19 protein-coding genes are annotated in these 16213 nt (G+C 65.2%); 6 read left to right on the top strand and 13 right to left on the bottom strand.

Translation table 11 applies throughout. The features are described 5' to 3' along the window. The 4 genes from QUG03_RS19350 to QUG03_RS19335 form a co-directional block, all read left to right on the top strand. On the top strand, positions 1-263 hold a 263-nt coding region (locus QUG03_RS19350), incomplete at its 5' end, for a hypothetical protein (RefSeq protein WP_500820708.1). Positions 264-265: 2 nt separating this feature from the next. Next, positions 266-1132 (top strand): hypothetical protein, encoded by an 867-nt coding sequence (locus QUG03_RS19345; protein ID WP_500820707.1) that lies wholly within the window; start codon positions 266-268, stop codon positions 1130-1132. Continuing rightward, complete coding sequence (locus tag QUG03_RS19340; protein WP_500820706.1) at positions 1129-2190, top strand: hypothetical protein; 1062 nt, start codon at positions 1129-1131, stop codon at positions 2188-2190. Before QUG03_RS19345 ends, QUG03_RS19340 begins: the two co-directional genes overlap by 4 nt. A gap of 4 nt (positions 2191-2194) precedes the next feature. After that, positions 2195-3250, top strand: a complete 1056-nt coding sequence (locus QUG03_RS19335; RefSeq protein ID WP_500820705.1) for a hypothetical protein — start codon at positions 2195-2197, stop codon at positions 3248-3250. Between the two features lie 49 nt (positions 3251-3299). Here the strand turns inward: QUG03_RS19335 and QUG03_RS19330 are convergent, their stop codons facing one another. After that, positions 3300-4310: an arginine deiminase-related protein gene (locus QUG03_RS19330; RefSeq protein ID WP_500820704.1), complete on the bottom strand. Its 1011-nt coding sequence runs from the start codon at positions 4308-4310 to the stop codon at positions 3300-3302. Positions 4311-4413: 103 nt separating this feature from the next. Next, positions 4414-5529 carry a succinylglutamate desuccinylase/aspartoacylase family protein gene (locus tag QUG03_RS19325; protein ID WP_500820703.1) on the bottom strand — a complete coding sequence of 372 codons (1116 nt, stop codon included), beginning with the start codon at positions 5527-5529 and terminating at the stop codon, positions 4414-4416. 118 nt (positions 5530-5647) lie between these two features. On the opposite strand from QUG03_RS19325, the gene QUG03_RS19320 reads away from it, so the two are divergent. Next, complete coding sequence (locus QUG03_RS19320) at positions 5648-6121, top strand: Lrp/AsnC family transcriptional regulator (protein ID WP_107798939.1); 474 nt, start codon at positions 5648-5650, stop codon at positions 6119-6121. On the opposite strand, the gene QUG03_RS19315 is transcribed toward QUG03_RS19320, so the two are convergent. From QUG03_RS19315 to QUG03_RS19300, 4 genes are all read right to left on the bottom strand, one after another. Beyond that, the gene (locus QUG03_RS19315; RefSeq protein WP_227103221.1) at positions 6113-6841 is read right to left on the bottom strand and encodes an ABC transporter permease; all 729 of its coding nucleotides are present in this window, start codon (positions 6839-6841) and stop codon (positions 6113-6115) included. The two genes, QUG03_RS19320 and QUG03_RS19315, sit on opposite strands and share 9 nt — an antisense overlap. A 10-nt stretch (positions 6842-6851) precedes the next feature. Further along, positions 6852-7526 (bottom strand): ABC transporter permease, encoded by a 675-nt coding sequence (locus QUG03_RS19310; protein WP_500820701.1) that lies wholly within the window; start codon positions 7524-7526, stop codon positions 6852-6854. A 102-nt stretch (positions 7527-7628) separates the two neighbouring features. Beyond that, complete coding sequence (locus QUG03_RS19305) at positions 7629-8387, bottom strand: transporter substrate-binding domain-containing protein (RefSeq protein WP_486637248.1); 759 nt, start codon at positions 8385-8387, stop codon at positions 7629-7631. A gap of 98 nt (positions 8388-8485) precedes the next feature. Beyond that, the gene (locus QUG03_RS19300) at positions 8486-9247 is read right to left on the bottom strand and encodes a dimethylarginine dimethylaminohydrolase family protein (RefSeq protein WP_107798935.1); all 762 of its coding nucleotides are present in this window, start codon (positions 9245-9247) and stop codon (positions 8486-8488) included. Positions 9248-9529: 282 nt separating this feature from the next. On the opposite strand from QUG03_RS19300, the gene QUG03_RS19295 reads away from it, so the two are divergent. Beyond that, on the top strand, positions 9530-10438 hold the full coding sequence (locus QUG03_RS19295) for an aspartyl/asparaginyl beta-hydroxylase domain-containing protein (RefSeq protein ID WP_199225841.1): 909 nt from the start codon (positions 9530-9532) through the stop codon (positions 10436-10438). A 6-nt stretch (positions 10439-10444) separates the two neighbouring features. On the opposite strand, the gene QUG03_RS19290 is transcribed toward QUG03_RS19295, so the two are convergent. The 7 genes from QUG03_RS19290 to QUG03_RS19260 form a co-directional block, all read right to left on the bottom strand. Next, a complete protein-coding gene (locus QUG03_RS19290; RefSeq protein WP_500820700.1) occupies positions 10445-11428 on the bottom strand; it encodes an amidohydrolase family protein in 984 nt (327 codons plus the stop codon). 91 nt (positions 11429-11519) lie between these two features. Beyond that, complete coding sequence (gene nbaC / locus QUG03_RS19285; protein WP_107798933.1) at positions 11520-12083, bottom strand: 3-hydroxyanthranilate 3,4-dioxygenase; 564 nt, start codon at positions 12081-12083, stop codon at positions 11520-11522. A gap of 65 nt (positions 12084-12148) precedes the next feature. Further along, on the bottom strand, positions 12149-12565 hold the full coding sequence (locus QUG03_RS19280) for a RidA family protein (protein WP_227103231.1): 417 nt from the start codon (positions 12563-12565) through the stop codon (positions 12149-12151). Beyond that, positions 12565-13341, bottom strand: coding sequence for a 2-keto-4-pentenoate hydratase (locus tag QUG03_RS19275; RefSeq protein WP_500820699.1), 777 nt, complete (start codon positions 13339-13341; stop codon positions 12565-12567). Before QUG03_RS19275 ends, QUG03_RS19280 begins: the two co-directional genes overlap by 1 nt. After that, positions 13338-14357: a 4-hydroxy-2-oxovalerate aldolase gene (dmpG, locus tag QUG03_RS19270; RefSeq protein ID WP_227103235.1), complete on the bottom strand. Its 1020-nt coding sequence runs from the start codon at positions 14355-14357 to the stop codon at positions 13338-13340. Before dmpG ends, QUG03_RS19275 begins: the two co-directional genes overlap by 4 nt. A gap of 10 nt (positions 14358-14367) precedes the next feature. After that, positions 14368-15306 carry an acetaldehyde dehydrogenase (acetylating) gene (locus QUG03_RS19265; RefSeq protein ID WP_227103237.1) on the bottom strand — a complete coding sequence of 313 codons (939 nt, stop codon included), beginning with the start codon at positions 15304-15306 and terminating at the stop codon, positions 14368-14370. Next, a complete protein-coding gene (locus QUG03_RS19260; protein ID WP_107798928.1) occupies positions 15303-16115 on the bottom strand; it encodes a 2-keto-4-pentenoate hydratase in 813 nt (270 codons plus the stop codon). The genes QUG03_RS19265 and QUG03_RS19260 overlap by 4 nt, the downstream gene beginning before the upstream one ends. Positions 16116-16213: the final 98 nt, after the last annotated feature.

Raw genomic sequence — 16213 nt, 5'->3', positions numbered from 1 at the left:
CGCTCAGCATCCCAGGCCCGGCCTCCATGCCCACCCCGGCTTACGACTTCCCCAGCGCCAAGGTGGTGGAGCCGCGCGATCACTTTTTCACCCTCAGCACCCCCTCCTCCGGCAAGCCGCATGCAGGCATGCCCTACACCATTACCGAACCGGATGGCGTCACCCATCGCGGCCTGACGGACAGCGGCGGCAAAACCCAAACCATCAAAAGCAGCTACGCCAAATCCCAACTCAAGATCGTGTTTGAGCCACAAGGAGAATAAGCATGGACTTCTGGATTACCGGCGAAGGCGTGACCCAGGCCGCCAGCCTGGCCAGCTACACCGCCATCCACTTCCCGCGCCAACTAAGCCGCGTCCGCCTCAAGCGAATTCCGTTCTGGGGCAAGGGTATCGCCCACAAGGGCGGGGCGCTTTGGGAAAAATCCCCCGGCCACTACTGGGTGGAAATTGACCACAACGATCCCGACACCAAGGAAAGCTACGGCTGGTATCCGGCAGAGAATATCACCGGCATGGAAAGCAAGAAGGATCAGCTCAGCGCGATGTGGGATGTTGAGGGCTGCATTAATGGTGACTCAAAGGCTCGACGCGCAGCTGACGAAGACAAAAACGATAACCCACAAGATGGTTCAGAGCCTAGAAGTGACTTTGCCGCAGGTAGGGGAATTGGCCACAAACCCTACCCCTACGACCCCAACCACGGCAATCCTAAAACCCGCAGCGTCCAGCCTCTCTACCTGGGCTTGACCGACCAACGCGCGGAGGCTGCGGTGATAGATGAAATCCGCGCCTTCGCCGCCGCTTACAAGAAACAATATGGCGGCCGCTGGAGTTATCGGCTGGACAGCTTCGGTGAAAACAACTGTCACACTTTCATCTGGCGCTTGCTGCACGACTGCCAGCTGATTGATCTGGAATTGCTCAACGCCGACATCGACCCCCACTTCGAAAAGCTGCGCGGTCTGGTGCTGAAAGAAACCGCCAAGGGTGCGGCCTATGGCGGGGCAGGCATTGCTGTGGCAGCCGTCACCAGCGCCGCGCGCCGGCTCATCAAGCCCGACTATGCCGACACATTGGCTGAGCGCACCACAATGACGCGCGACGAGCTGAAGCGACGGAACTGGTTATGAAAGCTTGGCAAAAAGCCTCACTGATCGGCGTACTGCTGCTCATGCTGCTGCCTATGGCGCTGTTCATCTACCAAGTCCATCACACCCCGCTCGCCCAACAACTATTTAACTGGATACTCCCCATGAGCCTTAACTACACCACTGATTCCAACGGCGAGCGCCTGCGCATCAATACGCCCTACTACGTCCGCGAATGGCCACGTACATTCGATACAGATTATTTCGATGGCGAAATCCTGGCACTGACGGCAGCGGAGCAATATAGCAGTACCACCCAAGTAGCCATCAATCAAGATCAAAAAATCGCCTACCGGCTTACCCGAGGTTCCAAACGGGAACCCTATACCGGCCCCATCGACTACGAACGCTTCGACATCAAAGTCAACGGCATCTATTTCTTCGGCCTGGATGCGGATGGCCAGATCAACCGGCTGTTGAACATAGAGCAAGGACTATTGGAGCCGGCTTACATCAAAGCCAACATCCATGTCGCCAAAATTCGTTCCGCCGAGATAGTTACTCGCACCCGTATTGGTAAGATCATGATGAGTTACTGGGAGTCCAACCGTGCATTGAAACAAATAGCAGGTTTTCGGGTACAGCCCAATGGTTACAAAAAAACCTGGCTAGTCAACTACCCCGAACAAAATAGAAAACAAACAAACCATACAACCTTTTCCCAAGCCAAAACCGAACCCTTCCTCGCCGACATCCCCCTTAAAATCCTCGGCATCAAGACTGATGGCCGCTACCTGCTCAGCGTCCTACCCGATGACAGCGCCGGCTTCCCCCGCCCAGAACTCGATGCGCTGGCAGACCAGCGTCACATCGAACTCTGGGTAAAAGATGGCCAGGTCTATCGCGCAACGCTGACCACCTATGTCGTCACTGGCGAGAAATGGACCTTCTACAACGATAAAGGCAATTTAGAACGGCGTAACGGCTACGACATCGAGAATGGCCGCAAGGTGGAGTGGGCGCAAAAGCTCGACCGAACCATAGGCCAGCGCGGTGGCGAATGGGTGCCTCCGAGGCCGCAAGATGAGCAGGACGATTAAGCCCGTGCGTACCTGGCAAAAAGCCTCACTGATCGGCGTACTGCTGCTCATGTTGCTGGGCCTGCTTGGCTATCACATTCAACAATACCCAGCCGTCCGATGGCTGGTTTTATGGATACTCCCCATGAGCCTCACCTACACCACTGATTCCAACGGCGAGCGCCTGCACGTCGATACCCCCTACTACGTCCGAGAATGGCCACGTACCTTCTCCACCAATTATTTCGATGGTGAAATTCTGAGTTTTGAGGCAGCGGAACTCAGTGATGGCGTTGCCCAGATTGCCATTAATCAAAACCAAAAAATCGCCTATAGACAGAGCCGTATTTCAAAACGAGAACCTTATACCGGCCCCATCGACTATGAGCGCTTCGGCATCAAGGTCAACGGCATCTATTTCTTCGGCCTGGATGCGGATGGACAGCTCAACCAACTGCTGAACGTAGAGCAAGCGCTATTGGAACCGGTCTACATCAAGGCTGACATCTTTGTTGCCGAGGTCCGCTCAGCAGAAAAAGTCACTCGGACCCGTATAGGCCGTGCCCAGATGAATTACTGGGAATCAAGCGGCTCTCTCAAAGAGATCAAGGGCTTTCGGATTTGGCCAACGGGCCGCAAACGTGCTTGGCTTGCCACCTTTACCGAGCGGGGCCGGGATGACACCGATCACACCATTGATTATGAGGCCCAAGCCGAACCCTTCATCGCCGACATCCCCCTTAAAATCCTCGGCATCAAGGCCGATGGCCGCTATCTGCTCGGCGTTCTGCCCGATGGCAGCGCCGGCTTCCCTCGCCCGGAACGGGATGTACTGGAAGAACAGCGCCACATCGAACTGTGGGTACAAGAGGGCAAGGTCCACTCTGCCATGCGAACCACCTATGTCATCAAAAGAGAAGCATGGATCAGCAATGACAAGGACGGCAAATACCTCAAGCGCTGGGGCTACGACATCGAGAATGGCCGCAAGGTGGAATGGCAGCAAAAGTTCGACCGAACCGTAGGCCAACGCGGCGGCGAATGGATGCCGCCCCGGCCGCAAGACGCGGAAGAGGACTGAGGCTCTACCCACCCACGCCATGCCAAACAAAGAAACCGCAACGCGTCCGCTAGCGGACGCGCGGCAGGAACAGCTCGGCCAGCATGCAGCGGCAGCTGCCGCCGCCCACCGCCTCTATGGTGGGAATGGGGTTGACCACCGGCTGCCCGTGGCGCTCCAGCGTTCTTTGCTGCGCCGGCGTGAAGCCGTTCCAGGCCTGCTCCGACATCGCGATCAGCGGCTGGCCGCCGGCGCCGCGCAGTTGCAGGATATTGCCGCAGAAGCTGCGCTCCACCTGGGCCAGGCTGATGTCGATCACCTCGTGATGTTCGCTCAGCGCGCTCAGCACTTGCCGCCGCTGCTCCGGCCGGTGCAGGCTTTCGGAGCAGATCACCGCGAAGCCCTCGCCCACGCTCATCATCACATTGGTGTGGTAGATGGGCACGCCGCGGCTGTCCACGGTGTCGAACAGGTGCACCGCTTCCAGGCCGCGCCGGCGCGCGTAACGGTAGAGCGCGCCCGGATGGCAGCGCTGCGAGCGCGCCGCGTACACGCGCTTGCGCGGATGGTCGAACACCATCACCCCGGTGCCTTCCAGGATCAGCTCCTCTTCCAGCGGATGGCCGGCCCACACCACTTGCTCCACCTCGTAGCCGTGGCTTAGCAGTAATTGGCACAGTTCCTCCACCCGCCGTTCCCGGCGGCGGTTCAGCGTGTGCATCGGGTAGACGTGCAGGCTGCCATCCACGCTGGTGCTGAACCAGTTGTTGGGAAACACCGCGTCCGGCGTTGGATAGCCGTCCGGACTTTTTTCCAGCACCAGCACTTCGACGCCGCGGTCGCGCAGCCGCTGCGCCATGGCGTCGAATTCCGCCAGCGCCCGCGCGGTGACCTGGGCCGGCGGCAGTTGCAGCCGGTGCTGGAACACATTGTCGGCGCCGGTTTGTTCATTGAAGGCGAAATCGTGAGGGCGCACCATCACGACGGCGCGGGCCAATTGGCCTTGTCTGGCGCGGAGCCAGATGGGCTCCAGGTTTTCTTGCGCCGGCGCGTCGGCGGCGGCGATGGCTTGGACTTGCATGGTGGGCGGCTCTTGGGTGGGGGTTCGCATGGCCGCCCGCGGGCGGCAAATCATTCTACTGACAGTACGCGTTGCGGCCATGCCGGAAACATGACGCGAACGTTCAAGCAAGCGACACGCGCGCGCCGGCGTCGGCCCGGCCCAGAATGCGGCACAGCTCCATGCCGGCCTGGGCGTAGCGCAGCGGGTGGCTGACGTAGAGCAGCCCCGCCGCCGGGCTGAGCACCGGGACGACCCGGTTTTCCAGCGGGTCGATCAGCTCCAGCAGCGGCTGGCCGCGCTCCACTTCCGCGCCGACCGCGCAATGGCGCAGCACCAGGCCGGGCGCGGGCGCGCTCACGCTGGTCATGCCGCGCCAGGTCCATGGCGCGGGCACCGGCGGCGGCAAGGCCGGCGCTGCGCCGGCGATGTGGCCGCGGCTTTGCAGATAGGCGTACAAAGCCTCGGCGTCCCGCCGCGCCTGGCCGTGGTCCAGATCGCCCTGCCCGCGCAGTTCCACCGTGGCGGCCACGCAGCCCAGCGGCAGCGGATGCGCCGGCCCCAGTTCGCCGGCCAGCCGCCACCAGCTCTGGCCGCAGGATTCCTCGAAAGTCGTGCCGCCCGGCGCCTCGTTCAAGACCGCCGCGGCCACGCCCAGATAGCGCGCCAGCGGCTCCAGCGCCGGCCAGAACGGCGCGTCGGCGTACACGTGCAGCAGCGCCTGGCTGTCGCAATGCAGGTCCAGCACCAGGTCGCTGTCCAGCGCCAGCCGGCTCAGGGCAAGGCGCAGCGCCTCCAGTTCCGTGACCGGGGTTTGCGCGTCCAGCGCGGCGCGCATCCGGGCGCGCACCGTCCGCAGATTGGCGGCGGCGTCATCGCCAAGGCCGGCCTCCAGGCCGGGGCGCAGCAGCGGGTGGAAATCGGTGAAGCGGCGGTTGAAGTTCTCGCCGCTGCGCAGTTCGAAACGCCCGGGCTGCTGCTGCAACAGCGCCTGGGCCAGCCCGATGGGATTGGCCGCCGGCACCAGCACGATTTCGCCGCGCAGCAGGCCGGCCGCTTCGGCCTGGTCCAGCAGCCGGCGCAGATGGTGGATCACCAGCATGCCGGGCAGTTCGTCCGCGTGCAGGCTGGCCTGCAAATAGGCCTTGGGCCCGGCGCCGCGCCGGCCGTAATGCAGGCTCAAGAGTTCGCGCCGCATGCCTATGCTGGCCTGCGGCAACACCTGGGTGACGAGCTCCATAAAACGCCCTCCCTTTCCATGTCATTGAAATATCAAAACCACGCTGGACGCGCCGCCTTGACACTGTCGGCGCCTGAGGCTCAAATCATCAGGCAGCCCATCCATCCTGAAACCCGCCATGAACGACAAGAAACCCAGCCTGGACCGTATCGACCTGAAAATCCTCGCCGCTTTGCAAGCCGACGGCCGCATGTCCTTTCAACGTTTGTCCGAGCAGGTCAACCTGACGCCTCGGCCCTGCCTGGAGCGCGTGCGCCGGCTGGAAAAAGCCGGCGTGATCCGCGGCTACCGCGCCGTGGTGCAGCTGCCGGAACCGGCCTACCCCGTCATCGTGGTGGCCCAGGTGGCGCTGGCCGATCACGCGCTGTCGCAGCAGGCCTTCATCAAGGAACTGCAACGCAGCGAGGCGGTGCTGGACGCCTGGCTGGTGGCCGGCAGCTTCGATTTCCAGGTGCGCGTCGGCTGTCGCGACATCCAGCAATACCGCGAGCTGGCCGAGCAATGGCTGAACAGCGCCGCCTTCAAGATCGACAAGATCATCACCATCACCGAGCTGCAGGAGATCAAGCGCAGCGCCGGCGCGCTAGGCTGAGCGCGGCCGCAGGAACTTCAGCCAGCGGCGTTCCGCCTGACGAAAGCCCGCCAGCAGCGCGAAGGTGCAGCCCAGGTAGATCGCCGCCGCCATCAGGAAGGGGAAAAACGGCGCGTAGGTGGCCGCGTACAAGGCGCGCGCCACGCCGGTGACGTCCAAGAGCGTGACCGTGGACGACAAGGCGGTGGCGTGCAGCAAAAACACCATTTCATTGCTCAGCACCGGTATCGAGCGCCGCAGCGCGCCGGGCAGGACGATGCGGCGAATGACCTGCGCCCGCGACATGCCGAAGGCCTCCGCCGCCATGATTTCCTCGCGCGGGTAGCCGGCGAGCGCGCCGGACAGGATTTCCTGCGCGTAAGCGGCGGTGTTCAACACATAGGCGAGGATGGCGCAGAAAGTGGCGTCGCGGAACAGCAGCCAGAACGGGTCTTCCGCCTGCCAGCCTTCTATCACCCAGCTGAATTGCGACACGCCGTAATAGATCAGCATCAGCTGCATGAACAAGGGCGTGCCGCGGAAGAAATAGCTGAAGGCGGCCACCGCCCAGCGCAGCGGCGCCGGGCCGTAGACCCTGAGCAGCGCCAGCAGCACCGCCAGCAACATGCCCAGGCCGCCGGACACCAGGAACAGCTTGGCGGTGAGCGCCAGCCCGCTCCATTGGCCGCCCTCTCCCCATAGATAGCTGGGCAAGGCGCGCAGGATTTCGTCTAGCGTCATCGTTTTCCCCTCAAAGCAGGCCGCGGCTGTAACGCAGCCTCAGCCAGCGGAACGCCCCGCCGGAGGCGGCGGTGAACAGCAAATAGACCAGGCAGACCAGGAAATAGAACAGGAAAGGCATTTGGGTGGCGCGGCCGGCCTGCTCGGCGAGCCAGGCCATGTCCTCCAGGCCGATCAGCGACACCAGCACCGCCGACTTCATCAGCGCCAGCCAGTTGTTGTTGATGCCGGGCAAGGCGTGGCGCAGCATCTGCGGAAACAGGATGCGCCGAAACAGCCGCCACGGCCGCATGCCGTAGGCGACGCCGGCCTCCAACTGGCCGCGCGGCACCGCCAGGAAGGCGCTGCGGAAGGTTTCGGTGTAATAGGCGCCGAAGATGAAGCCTATGGTCAGCACCCCGGCCAGGAATTTGTCGAACTCCACCGCCGGCAGCCCCAAGGCCGCCAGCAGCAGATTGAAGACTTTCTCGCCGCCGTAGAACAGCAGCAGCATCATCACCAGCTCCGGAATGCCGCGGATCACCGTGGTGTAGGCGATGGACGCCGCCCGCAGCCAGCGCGGCCCGAACAGCTTGACGCAGGCGTTGGCGAGGCCGAACAGCAGGGCCAGCCCCAGCGCGGCCAGCGCCACGCGCAGGCTGAGCCAGGCCCCGCTCAGCAACAGGGGCAGATAGGACGCCACCATGGCCGCCCTCCTTGGGGAAGCGGCCGGCGGGCGCCGGCCGGGGGTGGATAGGGATGGAAGCCGTGCGCGCGCCGCGACACGCAGCAGACGATGAACAGGTGCTTAGTGGTAGATATCGAAGCCGAAGTACTTCTTGCGTATCCCCTCGTACACCCCGTTGGCGCGGATGGCGGCGATGGCGCGGTTGATCGCCGCCTTCAGTTCCGGATCGTTCTTGCGCACCGCGACGGCCACCGGATTGGACTCGCCCAGCTTGGGGCCGGCGAAGGCGAACTGCCGGCCGCGCTCGGTGCGCAGAAAGCTGGTCTCGGCCTGGATATTGTCTTGCAAGGCGGCGTCGATGCGGCCGGAGGCCAGGTCCAGGTAGACATTGTCCTGGTTGGCGTAGGTGACGATCTTGACCTTGCCGCCGCCCCAATTGGCCTTGGCGTACTGCTCGTGCACCGAACCGGACTGCACGCCCACGGTCTTGCCGGCCAGCGACTGCGGCGTGGGCCGCAGCGGGCTGCCCTTGCGCGCCACCAGCTGCGAGGCGGACGCGTAGTATTTGTCGCTGAAATCCACCTGCTTCCGCCGCTCCGCCGTCACGTTCAGCGAGGCGATGACGGCGTCGAACTTATTGGCGTTGAGCGCGGCTATCATGCTGTCGAACGGCTGCTTGACGAAGACGCAGCGGGCCTTGAGTTCGGCGCAGACGGCTTTGGCGATGTCCGGATCGAAGCCGGTGATCTCGCCATTGGGCGCCAGCACGTCGAAGGGTGGGTAGCCGCCGTCCACGCCCCAGCGGATTTGCTGGATGTCCTTGGCCAGCGACGGGCCGGCGCTCAGCGCCAGCAAGAGCGCGATGCTGATGGTTTTCATCTGGTTTCTCCTTGAGAGCCTGTTCCTCGCCGGCTCAGCGTCGGCGACAGGTTCTGAATCTTCCCGGCTCTGCGGCCGGTGGCGAATGGAACGGTTTTTCAGAAGCGCAGGGACATGCAGGTCAAGCCCCCGTCCATCTTGCGGATTTCGCTGGTGTCGGTCTCGATGATGGGCAGGCCCAGCGTCTTCAGCTTGCGCAGGGTGTCCGGGTAGCCGCTGGGCGTGATCAGGGTGTCGTTGATCCACAGGGTGTTGCCGGCGTATTCCTCGTCCCTGGCCAGCACGATCTGCTGATAGCCGCGGAATACCGGATCGTCGGCGCGGTCTTCGGACAGGATCAGCGTGTTGCGGCCCACGTAGTTGACGATGGATTTCAAATGCAGGCCGGCGCTGACTTCCACCGCGGTGACGACATAGCCGAACTTTTCCACCGCGGCGGCGAACTGGCTGACCCCGGCCTCGTTGGTGCGGCTGGTCAGGCCCACGAAGAAGCGCTTGTCTATCATCAGCACGTCGCCGCCGTCCATGCGCGCGTCGCCGTCCATCCACACCGCGTGACGGAAGCGGGACACCAGGGGCGCGATGCTGCGCACCTCGCCGCGGCGGGACGGCGCGCCGGGTTGGGTGAGCACCGCCAGTTCCGGCATCAGCACCGCGGTGTCTTCAACGAAATGGGCGTCGGGATAATCGGGCTGGGCCGGCAGCGTGCTGACGGTCAGGCCCAGGCTCAGCAGAATGTCCACGTAGTCGCGGAACTGGGCGCGGGTCAGCGCCGGGTCCGGCGCGCCGATATCGGCGGTGGTCAGGCCGCCGGCCACGGTGTCGGCCGGCAAACGGGTGATCGCGTGGGTGAAATGCATGGGCAGGCTCCTTGGTCGGGCGGCCCGGCAAGCGAATGATTGCCGGGGACGGCGCGGGGCCGTTCTCGCTCGAACCATTCTAGGCAGCGCCCCTTGCGGGTGTCGGCCGTATGCGGCGGCCGGCACAGCCGGTTTCGGCTGTTTTCCGGCCCGATACAGCCGTTTGCGCGGCCCGCCGCGGGGGGCGGCGGCGGCAGGATTTTGCTAAACTATCCCAACTACCAGTCGTCCAAAACCGGTATTTGCTTGAAATTGAGCATATCCATGCACAGGCGAGCCCATATGCCGTATATCAAACTCTCCATCCTCCTCGTTTTCGCGCTCTGTACCGTCTACATCCACTATCGCGGCCGCCAACGTCTGGGTTTCTGGCGGCAGTTGACCGATCACTCCACCTTCATGGCGCCGATCAACTGCTTCTGCTACTTGTTCTCCACCTTGCCGGCCCGCCCCTATTTGCCCTTGCAACAGTTTCCGGAATTGCGGACGCTGAACGACAACTGGCAGCGCATCCGCACCGAGGCGCTGGCCCTGTCCGACGGCGGCGCGATCAAGGCCTCCGACCGTTACGACGATCTGGGCTTCAATTCCTTCTTCAAAACCGGCTGGAAGCGCTTCTATCTCAAGTGGTACGACCAGCCGCACCCGTCCGCGGCCAAGCTGTGTCCGTACACCACCGCCTTGCTGGAGGGCATTCCCACGGTGAAGGCGGCGATGTTCGCCAGCCTGCCGCCGGGCAGCCGCCTGGTGCGCCACCGCGACCCCTTCGCAGGATCGGTCCGCTTCCACCTGGGTCTGTCCACGCCGCAAAGCGAGGCCTGCTACATCGAGGTGGACGGCGAGCGCTATAGCTGGCGCGACGGCGAGGCGGTGCTGTTCGACGAAACCTATTTGCACCACGCCGAAAACGCCACCAAGCACCAGCGCATCATCCTGTTCTGCGATATCGAACGGCCGATGCGCTTCCGGCTCGCCGCCTGGTTCAACCGCCGGCTCAGCCGCCTGCTGCTGGGCGCCGCCAGCGCCCCCAATCAGGACGGGGACCGCACCGGCGCGCTCAACCGCCTGTTCCGCTATGTGCAGGCGGTGCGGCTGTTCGGCAAGCGCATCAAGGCGCAGAGCCGCCTCGGCTATTACGCGCTGAAATGGCTGTTGTTCGGCGGCTTGTTGCTGGGCTGGCTGCTGAGTTGAGCCGCCCTATAAACTGAAGAAGGCCCGCGCATTGTCCGCCAGCAGCCGCCGGCGGACCTCGGCGTCCGCCACCGTCTCGCGGACCAGGCCGCCCACCGTCTGCTCGCCCAGCGGAAAGGGCGCGTCCGAGCCCAGCATCACCCGCTCCGCGCCCATGGTGGCGATCAATAGCCGCAACGCGCCGGGATCGAACACCGCGGAATCCACGTAAAACCGGTCCAGATAGCTGGACGGCCGCCATGGACAGTCTTCGCGCACGATGTCGCGCTGCTCCCAGGCGTTGTCCACCCGGCCCAATAGATAGGCGAAGCTGCCGCCGCCGTGGGCGAAGCAGATTTTCAGGCTGGCCGGCAGGCGTTCGAAAGCGCCGGACAGGATGAGCGACAGGATGGCCAGCTGGGTTTCCGCCGGCATCGACACCAGCCAGGGCAGCATCCAGCGCTTCATCCGCGCGCCGGCGCCCATCATGTCCCATGGATGCACCAGCAGCGGGATGTTCTCGGCCGCGCAATGGCTGAGAAACGTCAGCAGGCCCGCGTCGTCCAGATCCCGCTCGCCAACGTGGTTGCCGATCTGCACGCCGATGTGGCCGGCGTCGCGGGCGCGGCTGGCTTCGCGGCAGGCGGCGTCCACGTCCTGCAAGGGCACTTGCGCCAGCACTTTCAAGCGTTGCGGCGCGATGGCCGCCATGTCCAGCGCGCGGTCGTTCATCAACTGCGCCCAAGGCAAGGCGCGTTCTATCGGCGCGGCGTAGGCGAACATCACCGGCGTCGCGCACATGATCTGGATGTCTATGCCCTGCTCGTCCAGCCAGGCCAGCCGGCGCGCGCCGTCCCAAAGCGCGTCGTGCACCGGCCGGAACGGCTGCTCGCCCACCATGATCTGCCCGTTGCGGCCGGAGGTCTCCAGCCAGGGCCCGCGCCGCGGGTCCAGCCGGGCCGCCTCGGCCTGGCTGATCCGCGGGAAGAAATGGGAGTGGATGTCTATCATGGCTGCGTTTCTCGGTTAATTAAGCTTGCTTCAAGAATCGGTTCCCGTCTTGCGAGCTAGGGCGGGAACGCGGCGGTCATGGAACGGGCGCTCAATGACGGGAACGCTGCCGCAACTCGTGCCAGGCGGCGTAATCCTTGCCGGGGTGGACGGTGCCGCAATGGCGGCAGCGGCGCTCGTCCTCGCTCAAGGCGTAAAACAGCTGATAGGCCTTGGGCAGATCGTCCACCAGGCTTTCCAGCTGCTTGGAGAAACGCCAGATCTCGGCGGCGCAGACCGGGCAGTACCATTGCAGGCTGTCGTACTGGCCGACCGGCCGCGGCTTCTCCACCAACAGGCATAGGCCGGGCTCGGGCCGTTGCGGCGAGTGGATGACGTGGGCCGGCAACAGGAAGGCGTCGCCTTCGCGCAGCTCGATGCGATCGAAGCGCCCGCGGTCCCATATCTCCAGATAGGCGTTGCCCTGGATCTGGTAGAAGATTTCCTCGGTGGGGTTGTCGTGAAAATCGGTGCGGGTATTCGGCCCGCCCACCATATTGATGATGTAGTCGCCGTCCGACCAAACGGCCGCATTGCACACCGGCGGCTTGAGCAGACCCTGGTTGCGCTGCGCCCAGTCCAGCAGATTGAGCGGCATGCCGTATTGCAGTTCCATCTCCTCTCTCCTTCTCTTGTGCTTGATTACACCTAAAAGAACCTACTCGCCGCCGTAAACACGTTCTACAGCGGCTTGTAGGCGATCGCCTTGATCTCAATGCGCAAATGCGGATGCGGCAGCTGATGCACCGCCACCGTGGTCCGCGTCGGCCCTTCCTCGTCGAAGTAGTCGGCGTAAACCCGGTTGTATGCGGCGAAATCGTTCATATCCACCAGGTAGGCGCTGATTTCAACCACATCGGCCAGCCCGGCGCCGGCCGTGGCCAGGATGTCGCGGATATTCTCGATCACCGCCCGGGTTTGCAAGGCGATGTCCAGCCGCGTCGCGCCCATGGCGTCGGCCTCGGCGCCGGCGATGCTGTTGTCCGGCCGCCGCGAACTGGTGCCGGAGACAAAGAGGAAGTCCCCGGCCCGCTTCAAGTGCGGAAAGCGGCCGCGCGGCGCGGCCTTGCCGCTGACGGTGGTGGCTTGGGTGCTCATCAGGCGCTCCCTTCGGTTTCAAACTCGCAGCGGCCCAGGCCGGCGATCTCCACGCCAACGTGCACGCCGGCGCGCAAGGGTTCGGCCGCGGTGGCCGCGCCGGCCAGCAGCAAGGAGCCGGCCGGCAGCGTGCGCCCTTCCGCGTGCAGCAGCGCGGACACTTCCATCAGCGCGCGCAGCGGCTGGCCCAGGATGGCGGCGCTGCTGCCCAGCTGCACCGGCCGGCCGTTGAAGCGCAGCGTCACGCCCAGATTGTCCAGCGGCGTGTCCGGCGGGCTCCGCGGGCCGACGACGAAATGGGACGATGAGCAGTTGTCCGCCACCACGTCCTCCAGGCTGAAACGGAAGTCGCGGTAGCGCGAATCGATGATTTCCAGCGCCGGCGCCACGCCGGCCAGCGCCAGCCCGGCCTCGGCCAGGGACAGCGGCCGCGAGATCTCCTGCGCGGTGATGAAGGCGATTTCCGGCTCCACCCGCGGATGGATCAGGCGGCCCAGCGCCAGCTCGCCGCCGTCCGCCAGCTGCATGGCGTCGGTCAGCTCGCCCCAGATCAGCGCGTCCACGCCCATTTGCACGCGCTTGGCCCGGCTGGTGAAGCCCAGCTTCAAGCCCAGCGCGCGCTCGCCGCGTTGCTGGCGCAGCGCGATGCCGGCCTGCTGGATGCGATAGGCCTGCGCCAGATCGAAAGGCCGCCGCGCGCTCAGTTGATCGACGGCTTCGCCGGTTTGGGTCGCGATGTCCAGTTCGCGGGCGCAGTTTTGAACAAAGTCCGTCATGCCGCGCCTCCTTTGGCCTTGAGCAAGTCCAGCGCCACGTCGACTATCATGTCCTCCTGCCCGCCCACCATGCGGCGGCGTCCCACTTCCAGCAGGATGTCCAGGGTTTTCAAGCCGTATTGCGCCGCCGCCGTTTCCGCATGGCGCAGAAAGCTGGAGTAGACGCCGGCGTAGCCCAGCGCCAGCGTCTCGCGGTCCACCCGCACCGGGCGGTCCTGGGTGGGCCGCACCAGATCGTCGGCGGCGTCCATCAGCCGGATCAGCTCGCAGCCGTGGTTCCAGCCCAGGCGCTCGGCGGCGGCGATGAACACTTCCAGCGGCGCGTTGCCGGCGCCGGCGCCCTGGCCGGCCAGCGAGGCGTCGACGCGGCGGCAGCCTTCTTCCACCGCCACAATGCTGTTGGCCACGCCCAGGGACAGATTGTGATGGGCGTGGATGCCGGTTTCCGTCTCCGGCCGCAGCACGTCGCGCAAGGCGCGGAAGCGGTCGCGCACCTGCTGCATCAGCAGAGCGCCGCCGGAATCCACCACGTAGACGCAATGGGCGCCGTAACTTTCCATCAGCTTGGCCTGCTCGGCCAATCGCTGCGGCGTGGTCATGTGCGACATCATCAGAAAGCCGACGGCGTCCATGCCCAGTTCCCGCGCGTAGCCGATGTGCTGTCTGGCGATGTCGGCCTCGGTGCAGTGGGTGGCGATGCGCGCAATGCGCGCGCCGGCGTCGTAGGCCTCGCGCAAGGCGCGCACGGTGGCGATGCCGGGCAGCAGCAAGGTGGCGATCTTGCTGTTGCGCACGGATTCGGCCGCCGCGGCGATCCACTCCACGTCGCTATGGGCGCCGAAGCCGTAGTTGAAGCTGGAACCCTCCAAGCCATCGCCGTGCGCCACCTCGATGGAGTCCACCCCGGCCGCGTCCAGCGCCGCGGCGATGGCGCGCACCTGGGCCAGCGAATAACGGTGACGGACCGCGTGCGAGCCGTCGCGCAGGGTCACGTCGGAAATATACAGTTTGTCCATGCCGGGCTCCTCAGGCTTGCAGCAGGCGGGCGGCGACGCGTTCGCCGCAGGCCATCGCCGCCGATGTCATGATGTCCAGATTGCCGGCGTAGGCCGGCAGATAGTGGGCCGCGCCTTCCACCTCGATGAAGACGGACACCTTGAGCCCGCCGCTCCGCGCCAGTTCCGGATAGGCCGTCAGCGCTTCCGCCGGCAGCGCCTCGAACTGCACCTCCTGCTTCAGCCGGTAGCCGGGCACATAGGCGCTGACCTTGTCCGCCATCGCGGCCACCGAGCGGGCGATGGCGTCCCGGTCCGCCGGCGCGGTCAGGCAAAACACCGTGTCCCGCATCATCAGCGGCGGCTCCGCCGGGTTCAGGATGATGATGGCCTTGCCGCTGCGCGCGCCGCCGACGCCGACAATCGCCTGGGCGGTGGTTTCGGTGAATTCGTCGATATTGGCGCGCGTGCCGGGGCCGGCGGATTTGCTGGCGATGGAGGCGACGATTTCGCCGTAGAACACCGGCGTCGCCGCGGCCACCGCGGCCACGATGGGAATGGTGGCCTGGCCGCCGCAGGTGACCATATTGATATTGGGCGCGTCCAGATGCGCGTCCAGGTTCACCGCCGGCACCACATGGGGGCCGATGGCGGCGGGCGTCAGGTCTATCACCCGGACGCCGCGCGGCCGCAGCAGCTGTTCGTGACGCGCGTGGGCGCCGGCCGAGGTGGCGTCGAACACCAGGCGGATGTCGGCGGCGCCGGGCATGGCCAACAGCCCTTCCACGCCCTGGTGGCTGGTGGCCAGGCCCAGGCGGCGCGCGCGGGCCAGGCCGTCGGAATCCGGATCGATGCCTATCATGGCGGCCAATTCCAGCTGCTGGCCGTGACGCAGTAGTTTGACCATCAGATCGCAACCGATATTGCCGGAACCGATGATGGCCGCTTTGACGCGAGCGGGATGGCTCATGAGGATGCTCCCTGAAGTGGGGCGAAGCGGGCCGACACTTCGCCCAGGCCCTGGATGCGGGCGGTGAACACGTCGCCGGCGCGCGCCGGCGCCATCGGCCCCAAAGCGCCGGTCAGCACGATGTCGCCGGCCTTGAGCGGCTCGCCGCGCCGCGCCATCGTGTCCGCCAGCCACAGCGCGGCCAATAAGGGATTGCCGAGACAGGCCGCGCCGGCGCCCACCGAGACCGGCTCGCCGCGCAGCTCCAGCGTCATGCCGCAGCCGAGCAGATCGACGTCGGCCAGCCGCCGCGGCCGGTTGCCCAGCACGAAGAGGCCGCTGGACGCGTTGTCGGCGATGGTGTCGCTGATGCGGATATCCCAGCCGGCGATGCGGCTGTCCACGATCTCCAGCGCCGGCAAGACCGCGTCCACCGCCCGGAACAGATCGGCCAGCGTATGTTTGTCATGGTCCAGATCGCGCCCCAGCAGCAGCGCCACTTCCGCCTCTATCTTGGGCTGCAGCAGCCGCCGGCTGTCGATCTCCTCGCCGTCGCACACCGCCATGTCGGCGAACAGGCGGCCGAAATCCGGCTGCGCCACGCCCAGCTGCCGCTGCACCGCGGCCGAGGTCAGGCCGATCTTGCTGCCCACCAGCCGCCGGCCCTGGGCCTGCGCATGCCGGACATTCAGCGTTTGCACCTGATAGGCGGCGTCGACGTCTCCCTCGCCGAGCAGGCCGCGCACCGGCGCGCAGGGCTGGCCGGCGTCGGCGGCGCGACGCAGCTGCTCGGCGGCGGCTTGCAATGCGGATGGTGGAACTGGGCTCAAGGCGTTCTCCTTATTCAAGCGCTCCGGCGCGGACCAAACCGCGCCGTATCAGTGGGACGCGTTCAGTCTATGGAGCGCGGCGATAAGGAGAAAATGAA

This window comes from Chromobacterium sp. CCUG 30098 (assembly GCF_059916605.1).
The sequence above is the reverse complement of the archived record's forward strand: the minus strand, read 5'-3'. Positions and strand labels throughout refer to the sequence as shown.